Genomic DNA, 14,966 nt, shown 5'->3' on the forward strand with positions numbered 1-14,966 from the left:
ATTTTGTATCAAACTTTCTTTGATAGGAACCATTTCTAGAATTTTCGTTATTGGTTCTAGCGTATGGTTCATAATCAAGAAAAGCCGTCAACTCATATGCGAGTATTTCATTGAGAGATTTCTCCAACTCTGAACGAAACAGTTCAGTTACAGCCTGTTCAAAAGCTGGAAGATTGTTGTCATTAGAAAATAGGTTTTTCATTAAAGATGTAGTAAAATAGTTCATGGGTATATTCCTTTCGTAAATTGTTTTTGGTCGAACTAATTTTACTAAGGATATACCTTTTTTTCTATATTTCCAGAAAAACGAATTTACACAAGATATTTTATGCTATCGGTGACGCTGGATGAAAGTATAATATTTCTATAGATTGGAATTTGTAGAGTTCTTATTGCTTTATGTAATATCTATAGACAATTGTAATCAGAGATGTATATATTTGGGATTAGAGCATTTTAGAGGGAAATTAAAGATCTTAGTGTTACTGACATTTGCTGACGATTTGTCATATTGTCATATTATAGATGATAGTAGTAATGCCAAGATGGATAAGCATTTATACATTTATATAAGTTGTGGCCGGGTGAGAGACTATAAACGCTCACATTTAAATATTGCTGACAATCAACAGTAAAACTTACCAAATATGTAATTGAGGAGTAGAAATACTCCTTATTTTTTTGCAAACAAATAAGGACTAGGGAGGATAAATTATTATACTATAAAATTATTCGTTCTTTTTTCATTTTTTCCTATCCTTTTAAGGATTATTTTGTTAAATATAGTGAATAGGTAATTAATCTTATGAATTCAACAATCAATAAAACTGATGAAGATTCTCTTCTAATCAAAAAAATGAAAAATGGAGATACTTCAGCTATAGAAGTTTTTATTCGAAAATACTATCCGGATATATTGAAATATTGTGAACGTCATACTTCTTCTAAAGAAGATGCAATGGATCTTACACAAGAAGTTTTCATGCGCTTTTTTTCTAACTTTTCATCTTACAAACATTATGGAAAAGCTAAAAATTATTTGTATGTGATTGCCGGGAATTTATGTATCAATCATTATAAATCAAAAAAAGACAATGTAACTTTTGATGAAAATTTCCATGCTAAGTTTGAGTCTGTTTCTATAGAAGAACGTATGAGCTTAAAAGATTCTGTTCAGAATCTCCCCTTGTCTTTGCAAACTGTTATAGAGCTCTATTATTATCAGGGATTAAAAATCAGAGAAATCTCAAAAATTTTAAATATAAGTATCCCTTTAGTCAAGTATCGACTATCTCAAGCTAAAAAACAAATCAAAACTACAATGGAGGGAAAAGTATGACACAAGAAGAACATATTCAACAAACTGTAGAAAAATCCATTGATGCCTTTTGGAATCATGAAAAAAAACAGAAACCATCTATTTTTGAATTTCTATATTCTCAGTTTTTGTTTATTCAGAAAAGATGGTGGATCCTGCAATTCGGATGTTTGCTCTTATTATGGATTCTATTAAATCTTGGACTCTCACAATCTATAGAAAGAAAAGCCATTGCAATCATCATTCCTCTTTTTACTTTGTTGATATTACCTGAATTATGGAAATCTAGACAAAATAATATGGAGGATATTGAAAATAGTTCTGTTCATACTACTCGAGACATTTACTTAGCTCGATTGATTTTGTTTGGAGCAGTAGATTTATTTGGGCTTACGGTTTTATGGCTTGTTTCATTTCCACAAGGAATTGAAAATCTGATTTTTGAATTATTGATTCCTTTTAATGGCATTTGTGCATTGATGTTAGGGTGTCTCACATTTTATTCTGGACGTGAATTTTATTTACCGATCAGTCTTTGTTTTTTATTTACAATAGGTTGGTTCTTAATTGTTTCAAATGAATTTCTCTATACAAAGTTATCGTATTCTTTGTGGTTTATGTTATTCCTATTTTCCAGCCTATTATTGATTTCGATGATTTGTAAATTGATGCAAAAATGTAAGGAGGTACCGGCATGGAATTAAATCTTCTAGATTTAACAAAAGAATTTTCTGATATAAAAGCTGTTGATCATATTTCTATCAACTTACGACCTGGAATCATTGGACTATTGGGAGAAAATGGAGCTGGTAAAACGACTTTGATCCGAATGATGACTTCTTTAATGAAACCCAGCACAGGAAAAATCCTTTTCAATGATCAAGACATTTATAAATTAAACGAGGAATACCGAAATGTGCTTGGGTATCTTCCTCAAGATTTTGGATATTATCCAGATTTGAACCCTCTAGACTATTTAGGCTATATTGCTTCCATCAAAGCAATCCAACCTTCTGTCGCAAAACGAAGAATTAAAGATTTACTTCAAGCCGTATCTTTATGGGAAGTAAGAAAGAAAAAGATAAAAAAGTTTTCAGGCGGTATGATTCAGAGATTAGGAATTGCACAGGCATTATTGAATGATCCTAAGATTCTGATTTTAGATGAACCGACATCAGGATTGGATCCCGAGGAACGGTATCGATTCCGACAACTATTAAGCTCACTGGCATCCGATAAAATCATTCTTTTATCGACACACATTGTTTCCGATGTTGAGCATATTGCAGACCAGATCATTCTCATGCATAAAGGAAAAATATTAGATTCCGGTTCTGTTGATGAGTTGATACAAAACATCCCAGTACGAGCATGGAAAATTAAAACAGATTTGACGAAAGCATCTTCATTCAAACTAAACGGTCTGATCACAAGTTCTAATAAAACCGGCGACAATGAAGTCATCCGTATACTTTGTAAAGATGCTCCAGATTCGGAAGCAGTTCCGGACGAATGTACATTGGAAGATGTATTTCTATTCTATAATCGAAAGAAGAGTGAACCATATGTTATTTTATGAACTTAAAAAATTATTCTCTCGTACAGGATCAAAACTTCTTTTACTTTTATTAGGATCCATCTTAATATTTACCGCAATTTATAATATTCAAAGCACACATTACGTTCAGCCAGATGGAACTTCCTTGTCTGGAATAAGCGCTATTCGTGAACTAAAGAAAGCCAAATCCCAATGGAACGGCATTTTGACAGAAGAACAGATCAAAAATGTTCTACAAACCAATCAGGATATTCTTGCCTCAAATCCAGAGTATTATCCAGGAACAACGGATATCAACCTTGCGAACAAAGTTTATTCCCAGGAGCAAGGATATGATGATATCCGAGATATGATCAATCAATCTTACCGTTTATTTGGTCAATTCGATTATTACTTGATAGATAGATTATCCCCTAATCAAAGTTCTTCTTTCTATAAAAACAGAATCGAAGGATTGGAAAACTTTTTAGGTTCAAACAAAGAACTTACTGACAACCAAAAAGAATATTACAGAAAACAATATCAAGAAAATCAGACTCCCTGGCAATATACATATCAGGAAGGATGGGAGATCTTAACAAATTCTTTGCCGATTCTACAAGTTTTATCTGTCATTATTATCAGTTTATTACTTGCGTCCCTATTCTCTTATGAAGATAAAACAAGGGTAAAAACTATACTCTTGAGCACCTGTCAAGGAAGATCAAAAGGAACTTTATCCAAAATATCTGCTGGTTTATTGTTGACGGTAGGAATTTATACGATTGTAATGAGTACATATATACTGATTATTTTAGGGGGATTTGGTTTTGACGGAGCTTTCAATCCGGCACAAACAAACTTTTTTATCGGATGGGAATCACCTTGGAATATCTCAAATATTCAAGCCATTGGAATCATGTTGATTAGTGGTTTGATTGGTGCTTTGATTTTTTCAAGCATTACCATGTTTATCTCTTACAAGTCAAAATCAACAGTAATTGCTTCGACAGTTGCATTCTTATTGATTTTAATACCAGATTGGCTAACAAATTACATTCCTAATTCAAGCTTGCTTACATTAGTAAAAATTCTCCCTGACCAGTTATTGAATTCAAGAGCACAATTATCTGGATTTACATTTTTAGATATACAAGGCATCATCATTTCACCACTGGTTATTATGACTATTTCTTATTTTACATTATCGATATTGATTTTAATTCTGTTATATCGTTTTGCAAGAAGAGAATCTTTAAAATGATTTCTGTATGACTTCAATTAAACTAAATTCAAGTATGTTTCATTTAAATTATATGCCTGCAAGGAAACAAGGGACCTTCTATTTAGTTCGCCAGGATACCAATTCATTTAAGAATTTGATAAGAGTAAAATAAATATGATTGTTGTGATTAAAAAATTTGTATTTCTTGTTTTGAACTTGATATAGCTAATTTGCATTATATCAATAAGCAAAATTACATATTTTTTAAATGAAATAATTGTCAGAATATTTAGAGTTTTTATTCTTAAAAAGGTTGTGTTGCTTTGTGTAGTTTTGATAATGCAACAAGTAAGCGACAAAAAGGATCTAAAACTCTTTATATATCGTATTTAGCAGTTCTCAAAACGTTAATTTTTGGGAATATTCAAAACAATTCAAAAAAACTCAAGTCGCTCAAAGCCTTTATTTATCGGCTCAAATACGATTTGAGTTTTTTTGTGTTTATAGAGTTTTTAAATGGTAAGCGATACGTAGGCGATACAGTAATTATTTTTGGAAAAACCATCAATTGAAAATGTAAAGTATCTATGTTATTGAATATATCATGAACGATAGACTGCATTAATGGAATTCTCTCAAAAAATTTCTTGCTTTTATCTCACTATAATAATATCACTTCGAAAAAATAAAAATAATTCAAATTTGTGAAATATAAAACCAAATACAAAATAATTCCAACAGAAGAATCAAAGCACGTTAATAGCACGTAAAAGTCTTTAAATAGTCTTTATTTAAAGGACTGTACATTTAAAAAAGTTAGTAATGATTATTGTGAGAAGCTTAAATACTTCTTTTTTTATTAAATACAGTAATTATTTATAACCATTATTGGCAGAGGTGTTTTAATAATTAATGTCTGAAGGGGAAATTTATTAAAGTGATTTGCCATTATATCTTGACAAACAAAGAAGGCTAGAAGTATTATAACGGTGTTATATAACAGTGTTATCTGGAGAGGGAGATATGGAAGAAAAGACAAGTGTGACTTTAGAGAGTATTGAACAGGCAGCTATGCAGGAATTTCTTGAAAAAGGATTTCAAGGAGCTTCGCTTCGACAGATCGTAAAAAATGCTGGAGTGACTACTGGAGCGTTCTATGGCTATTTCTCCAGCAAGGAGGCCTTGTTCAATGCGCTTGTGGAACCTCATGCAGCCGCTTTGATGGGACGCTTTATGAAGGCGCAGACTTCTTTTGCGGAGTTACCGGAAGAAGAACAAGTTTCTCATATGGGAGATGAATCCGGAAACTTTGTAAGATGGATGGTGGATTATATCTGTCAGCATAGAGATTCGGTAAAGTTACTTCTTACACGCTCAGAAGGAACGAGCTATGAGCGCTTTATTCACAACATGGTAGAAGTAGAAGTGGAATATACTCTTCGCTATATAGAAGTACTTCGCCATTTGGGCAAAGATGTTCCAGAATTGAGCAATTCCATTTGCCATATTATTGCAAGCGGTATGTTCAATGGTCTGTTTGAAATCGCAATCCATGACATGCCTAAAGAACAGGCTCTGCAATGTGTGGAACAATTTCGAACCTTTTACACTGGCGGATGGCTATCATTAATGGGGCAATGACCCCTTTAAATTTTAGTCATTAAGTTAGGTAAAACTAACTAAAAGAAGGAGGCTTTTGGATGAAACAAAAGAAAAAGAGTGATGTAGCGATCTTGATGGATTATGCTGGAAGTCATCGAATCTTGACTTATATCGGATTGATCTTGTCGGCTATTTCGATGATCTTGAGCATGATCCCTTATGTATGTATCTGGCTAGTTGCCAGGAATTTGATTGCAGTAGCACCTAATTGGAGTCAGGCAGAAATGATTACTCAACATGGATGGATCGCCTTTGAATCGGCAGTCGGCGGAATTCTTATATACTTTGTTGGTTTGATGTGTACACATTTGGCTGCCTTTCGTACCGCAGCCAATATTCGTAAACGTGGTGTCGCACATTTAATGGAAGCTCCGCTTGGATTTTTTGATGTCAATGCTTCCGGATTGATTCGTGGGCGCTTAGATGCAGCGGCAGCGGATACCGAAACTTTATTGGCTCATAATCTGGCGGATATTATAGGGACGATCACTTTATTTATTGCGATGTTAGTGTTGATGTTCGTATTTGACTGGCGTATGGGATGTGCTTGCCTATTGGCTGCTGTGATCTCAATTCTTTCCATGTTTGCGATGATGGGCGGTAAAAATGCTAGCTTTATGGCTCAATATCAGGCAGCTTTAGATCGAATGAGCAAAGCCGGGACCGAATATGTACGTGGAATCCCGGTCGTTAAGATCTTCCAACAGACGGTGTATTCCTTCAAAGCTTTTCAGAAATCAATCGAGGAATACAGTTATTTTGCCGAACACTATAACTCAAATGTCTGCAGCAAACCACAATCTGTGAATTTAACATTTACTGAAGGAGCTTTTGCGTTCTTAGTGCCGGTCGCCTTATTTTTAGCACCTGGGGCATTATCCGGTGGTGCCTTTGCAGAGTTTGTAACCAACTTTGCCTTTTATGCTGTTTTTTCAGCTATCATCTCTACTGCTTTGGCACGTATTATGTTTGCATCTTCAGGAATGATGCTTGCACATACTGCTTTAGGACGTATTGCTGAAGTTATGGATGCACCTACATTATCGGTAAGTAAACAGCCAAAACATCCTATGGATAGTTCTGTAGAATTTAAGGATGTCAGCTTTACATACGAAGGTGCACAAAGAGAAGCTTTATCTCATGTTTCTTTTAAAGCAGAACCCGGGCAAACGATTGCTTTGGTAGGGCCTTCCGGTGGTGGCAAGACCACAGCTGCTAGTCTTATCCCAAGATTTTGGGATGCCGGTTCTGGTGAAGTGCTGGTAGGTGGTGTGGATGTAAAAGAAATGGATCCACATGAACTCATGACTCAGATAGCATTTGTATTCCAAAACAACCGCCTTTTTAAAACTTCCATTTATGAAAATGTGCGATCTTCTAGACCGGATGCCACTCGTGAGGAAGTGTTATCGGCCTTAATGTCAGCGCAGTGTAAAGATATTCTGGAAAAACTCCCTCAAGGAATGGATACCATAATAGGAACGGAAGGGACCTATCTTTCTGGAGGCGAACAACAGCGTATCGCTTTGGCCAGAGCTATATTAAAAGATGCTCCAATTATTGTACTAGATGAGGCAACCGCCTTTGCTGACCCGGAAAATGAAGCTTTGATTCAAAAAGGCTTTACGAAGCTGATGAAAGGACGAACTGTCATCATGATTGCTCATCGTTTATCTACGGTAGTGGGGGCTGATAAGATCATTGTCTTGAATGAAGGAAAAATAACTGAACAAGGCACACATGAAGATCTTATTAAAACAAATGGCTTATATGCAAAAATGTGGACTGATTATAATAAAGCAATCCAGTGGAAAATTACCGCTCAAAAGGAGGTGGCATAAATGTTTGGTGAGAAGTTTCAACGCACATATGCTTTAACAGATCAAGGTGTCAAAAACACAAAGCGTGGAACTCTTTTTACCGTGATTACCAATTTGGTTGTCATGGCAGGAACCGGTATTTTATATCTCGTTATGGGAAGCTTTATGGAAATTTTGATTGGCAAATCAGCTACAACTCATATTCTTGTCCCGATCTTATTGATCATTGCATTTTTACTTCTATCTTTTCTAACACACTATCTGCAGTATAAAGCGACCTATGGTCTGGTGTATGGAGAAGTTAAAACAACACGTCTTCATTTGGCAGAGCGTTTGCGCAAACTTCCTTTAGGGTACTTTGGTAAACGTGATCTGGCAGATCTTACCGAAACATTGATGGGAGATGTCAACCGAATGGAGCATGTATGGAGTCATGTTTTGGGATATTTGTATGGTGCGTATATCTCTACTGCCATCATTGCGATTTGTTTGATTTTCTATAACTGGAAGTTGGCTATTGCTTGTCTTTGGGGTGTACCGGTAGCGTTTGCCTTATTGTTTGGCAGTCGAAAACTGACAGCACGAAGTTCGCAAATCACAAAAGCTGCAGCTATACGAGTATCGGACGGTATCCAAGAAGCACTTGAAAATGTAAGAGAAATTCGAGCTACGAATCAAGAGAAACGATATTTGAGCGGATTAAACGAAAAGATTGATCAACATGAAAAGGTTACGATCAAAGGTGAACTCACAACAGGATTATTTGTCAATGCGGCAAGTGTGATCATGAGACTAGGGGTAGCTACAACGATTCTGGTAGGAGCCAACCTGATCTTATCAGGACAGATCGACTTTATGTTGTTGTTCTTGTTTTTATTGGTGATTACTCGTGTGTATGCTCCATTTGATCAAAGCTTGGCTTTGATTGCTGAAATGTTTGTTTCGCAGGTATCGGCGGATCGTATCAATGAAATCTATGAAACACCGATTGCGACAGGATCAGATACTTTTAAACCACAAGGGCATGATATCGTGTTTGACCATGTCAGTTTCTCTTATGATCACAAAGAGGTATTGCATGATGTAAGTTTTACTGCGAAAGAGGGACAAGTAACGGCTTTAGTTGGCCCTTCTGGTTCAGGTAAGAGTACTTGTGCAAAACTGGCAGCGCGTTTATGGGATATAGATAGCGGTCATATTTGTGTAGGTGGCGTTGACATATCCACGGTCGATCCAGAAGCTTTATTAACCGATTATTCAATGGTATTCCAGGATGTCGTGTTATTTGATGATACAGTAATGGAAAACATACGTCTAGGGAAGCGCGGTGCCAGTGATGAAGAAGTTCTTGTGGCAGCTAAAGCGGCTAACTGTGATGAATTTGTAAATCTTTTACCTCAAGGCTATGCTACACCGATTGGTGAAAACGGGGCTAAACTATCTGGTGGAGAGAGACAACGTATTTCGATTGCCCGTGCACTTTTAAAGGATTCGCCTATCGTACTATTGGATGAGGCAACCGCATCATTAGATGTTGAAAACGAAACTAAGGTGCAGGCAGCATTATCACGGTTGTTAGTGGGTAAAACTGTACTTGTTATTGCACACAGAATGCGTACGGTAGCCGGAGCGGATCATATCGTAGTATTAGATAACGGCTATGTAGCTGAACAAGGTTCTCCAGCTCAGCTTATGCAGAATCATGGCATCTATCGAAGGATGGTTGATTTGCAAAGTGAGAGTGCACATTGGAAAATGAACTAACGCTTGAAACATAAGCGATATTAATGAAAAAAGATGGTTGGAACTGATAATGTTGACAATCATCTTTTCATTTGTTGATTATTTAGGATTGGTGAACACTACACCTTTATAAATGCTGTTGAGCTGCACAAGGATATAAGTTTTAGTTTGCCAATCTTTTTAGCCTCTTGGAAGGTATAGGTTTTACTATTAATGTTGCCTTCCTTTAAGGTGATATTAGTACCGTCCCATGCAATTACAATACCGACATGATTATGTCCAACACCAGAGAAGACAGCACCTGCCTTTGGTGTGTTGAATTTCTCAAATTTATCGGGATGTACTGCGACACATTGATTGCCGTTTTCAGTAAATCCCAAACTGTGTCTATAGATTTCATAAAACCTTCCCCAGGCAAACTAGGCGAATTGGCCATATAATTCTAACTGACTGTAATAGTTGTTCATGTCTTGGATTTTCATAGTTGAGTTTGGCCTAGATATTGCCAGATTCAAAACTAACAGAGTGTATGGATTATTTACATGATTTAGAAAGCCAAGTATGCTTTAACTACTAGAATTAATTGTATTTAAATAAATCGAAAATTATGTAATTTATATAAACGAGTATGCTTCAGCAACTGTATTAGGATTACCTAAAAAATAGGAATTGTGAAAAAGCCAGCTGTCCTAATTAATAAGTTAATATAACCATGATGATATGAGTGATTTATTTTTTGCACAAAGATTATACAGATTTCTGGTAGAGATTATTGTCAGGTGTTGAAGATTTTTTTGCAATGCAACAGGAAAGCAACAAAAAACGATTTAAAGCCCTAATTTTATAAGGCTCGGAGTCCTCAAAACGTTAGTATTAATTTTTGTGAGAAGATTAGAGAAGTATTTAGACTTTGTGAGAAGTTCGAATACTTCTTTTTTAGCATATTTTATTGATAAATGCATTTTAAAGGTACTAAAAAATTAAAATTATATAAAATAGTACCTTTAAATTAGGGTTTATGATATTCTATTTGTAGAAAGGTTAGGGAAGATATGTTTAAAAATGTATATCCAAGGGAAAAGTATTTAAATAGAATTCGCCCTTTTTATGATTCAGATATTATAAAAGTAATCACGGGTATTAGAAGATGTGGAAAATCTTTTATTTTACGATCAATCATGAATGAGTTACTTGAAAGAGGAATAGAGGAAAAACAAATTATCTATATTCCATTGGATAGAAGAGGATATAAAAATATTAAAACACCGGAAGAACTGGAGTTAAAAATTGAATCAATGCTAGGAAAAGAAGATAAATATTATTTATTTATCGACGAAGTTCAGAATGTCTTTGGATTTGAAAGTGTCGTTCACGCCTATGCAGAAGAGGGATACTCAATATTTATTACAGGTTCAAACTCCTATTTATTAAGTGATGAGATTTCTACAAAACTTACTGGCCGATATTTAAATTTTGAAACGTTCACATTGGATTTTTCTGAGTATTTAGATATGAAAAGTTTCTTTAAAAAAGATATAAATCAAGATCTGTATTTAGAATTTGAAGAATATGTTGTTAATGGGGGATTTCCTAAAACTTTAGAATTTGATGATATTCCAACTAGGCAAACATATACAAGAGGAATTATTTCTGAGATCTTTGAAAAAGATGTAAAGACAAGAAAGAAGATTAGAAATGTTCCGGTATATGAAAGAGTTCAGGCTTTTCTTCTCAATAATTATTCAGCCCCTTTTTCATTGAATAATCTTCTCAAATGTTTGGAAATGGAAGGATACAAAACAAAGGCAACGACAGTTAGAGGATACATTGAAGATTTGAAAAAAGCAAAAATAGTATATGAATGTAATCGATTTGATCTAAAGAGCAAAACAGCTATAAAAAGATATCAAAAATATTATTTATCGGATATGGCTATATATTTTGCAATGAATACAGATAATAGATTAAGTTTTGGTCCATCACTGGAAAATATCGTTTATTTATATTTAGCCAGCCATGATTACCAGATTAGTATTGGTAAGATAGGAAAATTAGAATGTGATTTTATTGTACGCAAAAAAAATGGGGATTATGCTTATATTCAAGTTGCTTATACTTTGCAAGGTGAAGATATAAAGGCTACTGAACGTATTAAAGAGCGAGAGTATCGACCATTTAGAGAAATAAGAGATGGTTATCCACGTTATATCATTTCACTAGATAAATTCCGCGATCAACAAGAAGGTGTTCATCATATAAATGCAATTGATTTGTTCTTGGGTAAAGAAAAAATATAATGAACATGTTTTAACGTTGCAGTGGTATTGGGGCTATATAAGTAGATGTGGCAATGCAGCAGGTAAGCAACAAAAACATAGGAAAACCTTATTTTATAAGGTTTAAAAGTTCTCAAAACGTTAGTAATAATGATTACAAGAAGATTAAAGAAGCATTCAGAGTGTGTATTTGCTCGAAGGCTTCTTTTTTTTGCTGGGGAGTTCTATTCATAAAAGGAATGGTAAATTATGTATTATAGGTATTAGACATTTCATTCTTTTAAATTTACTATTTAGTTAGAAATAGAAACGGAATAGATACTTTTATGAAGGAGATGAAGGCGTGAAGAAACTTTTATCCATTTTCATGAGTTTATGTGCACTGTTTTTGTTGACGGTATGTGCAAAAAATGAGGAATCAATTCAGATAGAAACGGCAATACAGGAAACATGGGATCAAACTTCAAATACAATTTTAGAAAGTGAGGAAATTAGTATGAGACAAATTTCAGTGAAATGGAACGATAAACATGTGATTTATGAATTGAATGACAGTCCCATTTCCACTTCATTGATGGAACAGTTGCCGCTTACTGTGGAAATAGAAAATTATAGTACAAATGAGAAGATATTTTATCCACCTGAAAAGTTGGATGCAAGAGATTCTCCACTCGCAAAAGGCGGTATAGGAACCTTAGCTTATTATGAACCATGGGGTGATGTGGTTTTCTTTTATGGAGATTTTAGAGAAAACTCTAGTCTTTTTGAGTTAGGAAAGGTTGCTTCTGGAGAAGAAATGATTTGTGAAATGACCGGAACGATGACAATTGACTTTGTTCAAGAATCATGATGAGTTAAGGAATGGTATGTTTTAAATACGATAAAATATATAAGTGAAAGATATAAGGAGGAAAAGGTATGTGTATCAATGATGAAAAAAGTTTTGAGAAAGAAAATGTATTTGGTTTAGGACTTCCCAATACAGCATATGCAGAGTATTTTATTGGAAATTCCTACTTAAATCCGTTAACAGAAATGGGGAAGTGTCCTGTATTCCTTGCCAATGTGACTTTTGAGCCAGGGTGTCGGAACAATTGGCATATTCATCATGCGAAAAATGGAGGAGGACAGATTCTTGTTTGTACAGCTGGTGAAGGTTGGTATCAGGAAGAAGGAAAAGAAGCAGTCAGTTTACAACCAGGTACCGTAATCACCATTCCGGCAAATGTGAAACACTGGCACGGTGCTAAAAAGAATAGCTGGTTTTCACACATTGCCATCGAAGTTCCAGGGGAAGAAACTAAGAATGAATGGCTGGAAGCGGTAGATGATGAAACCTATAATGGTTTAGAGTAATGACATTTAAAAAGAATTCTAAAATTATGTAATTTGAACAAGAAAAGTATTTAAATCGGATATAAGTTTAGAACCTTTTTTATCAGGATAATGAATATTCATACGAGAAATGAAGTAAAAAGTGGATTTGTCTTTTTAAAACAAATCCACTTTTGTATTTTTAAAAAGGGTTTGTCAAGAAAAGTGTGTAAGTAATTTTTTAATTACCTGTTGACACTATCTGAAGTATCTTATTTTGGACAAACCAATCTCGCATATGCACCAAAAGCCAGGTAGCTCTTTCAGAGTTGCCTGGCTACTTTTTATAGACCTTTTATCTTAAAGCCGTATGTACTGATTGATACGATCCTTGAATAAATCATTGACCATGAGTTGATTCAATACCATGGACCAGTTCGGAATGTAGCCGGTAGACCATTTCTTCTCCAGCTCTTTGATGCGCAGATATAAAAGTTTGAACAGCGCTGTTTCGTTAGGAAATGCACCTTTCTTCGTAACTTTGCGGAAACTGGAGTTCACAGCTTCAATTGCGTTGGTGGTATACATCACTTTTCGAACTGCGCTTCCGTAATCGAACAGCTGTTCAACATGTGAATAATTTCTTTTCCATACATCTACAGCTCCGGGGTATTGGCTCCATTCTTTACAGAAGATCTCAAATGCAGAATTGGCCGATTTGAGAGTGGGAGCTCCATATACTTTTTTCAAACTCTGTGTGAATTTTTTGTAATCCTTGGTTGGTACATATTTGATTGAATTTCGGATCAAGTGAACGATGCAGCGTTGTACAACGACTTTGGGGAAGATAGCCTTTGCACCGGCTTCCAATCCGGAAACTCCATCCATCGAGATAAAGAAGATGTCTTCCACTCCCCGGGACTTGATCTCATCAAATATCTGCATCCAGTAGTTCTTACTTTCGCTTTCACTGATCCAGAGCCCCAGGATTTCCTTTCGCCCATTTAGATCATATCCCAGTATCACATAGACAGCGCATTCCTTAACTTCATAATCGTTTCTCAGTGTTACATAAAGACAATCCACAAATACAAAGGCATAGCATTTTTTTAGAGGTCGATTTTTCCATTCTTCCAGTTCCGGTATGATACAGTCTGTAATATCGGATATCATGTCATGAGACATTTGAAAACCATAGATATCTTCGATCGTGGATGAAATGTCACGTTTCGACATGCCACGGGCATACATGGCCAATACTTTATTTTCGATGGCAGATACATCTTTTGTTCGTTTTGGGACAACCTGCGGTTCAAACGAACCATCCCGATCTCTGGGCACTTCAATTTCCACCTCACCCTGTGTTGTCTTCAGAGTCTTCTTTCCATAGCCGTTTCGGCGATTGTCATCTTTTTTTGGTCCTTTGTCGTTAGAGTCATAACCCAGGTGATGATTCATTTCTCCCTGAAGCATGGCCTCAAACATAGGGCCAAACAAATCTTTGAGAGCGTTGTTCATATCTTCAGCGGTTTCAGGCTGATAGGCGTCCAGGATAGCCTGTGCCAGGGCCACTTTTTTAGGATCTCTTTTTTTTCTTGCCATTTCCATATTTCCTTTTCTCCTTCTATGATAGCATGAAGCTATAAAAAACCGTGTGAGCTGAGCCGTACGCTCTCAACTTACACGGTTTATATTACACTCTCTTTAAAAAAGGCTCGTCCTTTGCATATAAAGGGTAACAATCCTTTATTTATCGTGTCTTTTTGATAAAGCATCTCGATATTTCACCCTTTTTGGTGACATTATCGCCATTTTGATGAACTTTAGAACTTTATCATATCGGTCTTTAGGCTCATTCATAATAAACCAAAATAAATTCATCCAGTCTTGCAGATTTTCTCTGTCATAACCTCCATGTGCTCTCATAAATTTTTTAAGTAACATATGAAGATGATTGACTGGATATAATGGATTCTCTTTATCGTTCAGCTGTTTTATTTCATTAGATAAATATACTTCATTTTTTAATCCCAGTTCTTCAACAAGTATGTTATGAGATTTTTCTTCATCA

At 35.2% G+C, this 14,966-nt stretch carries 13 protein-coding genes and 1 pseudogene; 10 read left to right on the forward strand and 4 right to left on the reverse strand.

From position 1 onward, the window contains the following. The coding region (locus G413_RS0110055; protein WP_022790242.1) for a transposase at positions 1-226 on the reverse strand (226 nt) is incomplete at its 3' end. Between the two features lie 579 nt (positions 227-805). Between G413_RS0110055 and G413_RS0110060 the strand changes: the two genes are divergently transcribed. From G413_RS0110060 to G413_RS0110095, 7 genes are all read left to right on the forward strand, one after another. Then, positions 806-1,339 carry an RNA polymerase sigma factor gene (locus tag G413_RS0110060; RefSeq protein ID WP_037614801.1) on the forward strand — a complete coding sequence of 178 codons (534 nt, stop codon included), beginning with the start codon at positions 806-808 and terminating at the stop codon, positions 1,337-1,339. Beyond that, positions 1,336-2,022: a hypothetical protein gene (locus G413_RS0110065; RefSeq protein WP_027969177.1), complete on the forward strand. Its 687-nt coding sequence runs from the start codon at positions 1,336-1,338 to the stop codon at positions 2,020-2,022. Before G413_RS0110060 ends, G413_RS0110065 begins: the two co-directional genes overlap by 4 nt. Further along, complete coding sequence (locus tag G413_RS0110070; protein WP_022790740.1) at positions 2,013-2,897, forward strand: ABC transporter ATP-binding protein; 885 nt, start codon at positions 2,013-2,015, stop codon at positions 2,895-2,897. The genes G413_RS0110065 and G413_RS0110070 overlap by 10 nt, the downstream gene beginning before the upstream one ends. Next, positions 2,884-4,119 carry an ABC transporter permease gene (locus tag G413_RS0110075; RefSeq protein WP_022790741.1) on the forward strand — a complete coding sequence of 412 codons (1,236 nt, stop codon included), beginning with the start codon at positions 2,884-2,886 and terminating at the stop codon, positions 4,117-4,119. The genes G413_RS0110070 and G413_RS0110075 overlap by 14 nt, the downstream gene beginning before the upstream one ends. 984 nt (positions 4,120-5,103) lie before the next feature. After that, positions 5,104-5,721: a TetR/AcrR family transcriptional regulator gene (locus G413_RS0110085; RefSeq protein ID WP_022790742.1), complete on the forward strand. Its 618-nt coding sequence runs from the start codon at positions 5,104-5,106 to the stop codon at positions 5,719-5,721. A 59-nt stretch (positions 5,722-5,780) separates the two neighbouring features. After that, positions 5,781-7,583: an ABC transporter ATP-binding protein gene (locus G413_RS0110090; RefSeq protein ID WP_022790743.1), complete on the forward strand. Its 1,803-nt coding sequence runs from the start codon at positions 5,781-5,783 to the stop codon at positions 7,581-7,583. Next, positions 7,584-9,326, forward strand: a complete 1,743-nt coding sequence (locus G413_RS0110095) for an ABC transporter ATP-binding protein (RefSeq protein ID WP_022790744.1) — start codon at positions 7,584-7,586, stop codon at positions 9,324-9,326. A gap of 98 nt (positions 9,327-9,424) precedes the next feature. On the opposite strand, the gene G413_RS0110100 is transcribed toward G413_RS0110095, so the two are convergent. Further along, positions 9,425-9,685: a CHAP domain-containing protein gene (locus G413_RS0110100; RefSeq protein WP_022790745.1), complete on the reverse strand. Its 261-nt coding sequence runs from the start codon at positions 9,683-9,685 to the stop codon at positions 9,425-9,427. Positions 9,686-10,357: 672 nt separating this feature from the next. On the opposite strand from G413_RS0110100, the gene G413_RS0110105 reads away from it, so the two are divergent. The 3 genes and pseudogenes from G413_RS0110105 to G413_RS0110115 all read left to right on the forward strand — a co-directional run. Continuing rightward, a complete protein-coding gene (locus tag G413_RS0110105) occupies positions 10,358-11,602 on the forward strand; it encodes an ATP-binding protein (protein ID WP_022790746.1) in 1,245 nt (414 codons plus the stop codon). Positions 11,603-11,924: 322 nt separating this feature from the next. Further along, a complete protein-coding gene (locus tag G413_RS0110110; protein ID WP_022790747.1) occupies positions 11,925-12,431 on the forward strand; it encodes a cyclophilin-like fold protein in 507 nt (168 codons plus the stop codon). 98 nt (positions 12,432-12,529) lie between these two features. After that, a pseudogene (locus tag G413_RS0110115) lies at positions 12,530-12,937 on the forward strand (cupin domain-containing protein); the annotation flags it as partial. 318 nt (positions 12,938-13,255) lie between these two features. Here the strand turns inward: G413_RS0110115 and G413_RS0110120 are convergent. Both G413_RS0110120 and G413_RS12225 read right to left on the reverse strand, forming a co-directional pair. Further along, complete coding sequence (locus G413_RS0110120; protein ID WP_027969179.1) at positions 13,256-14,497, reverse strand: IS256 family transposase; 1,242 nt, start codon at positions 14,495-14,497, stop codon at positions 13,256-13,258. A gap of 144 nt (positions 14,498-14,641) precedes the next feature. After that, the coding region (locus tag G413_RS12225) for a hypothetical protein (RefSeq protein ID WP_027969180.1) at positions 14,642-14,966 on the reverse strand (325 nt) is incomplete at its 5' end.

Origin of the sequence: Faecalicoccus pleomorphus DSM 20574, from assembly GCF_000420345.1 — a bacterium.
GTDB classification, from domain to species: domain Bacteria; phylum Bacillota_I; class Bacilli_A; order Erysipelotrichales; family Erysipelotrichaceae; genus Faecalicoccus; species Faecalicoccus pleomorphus.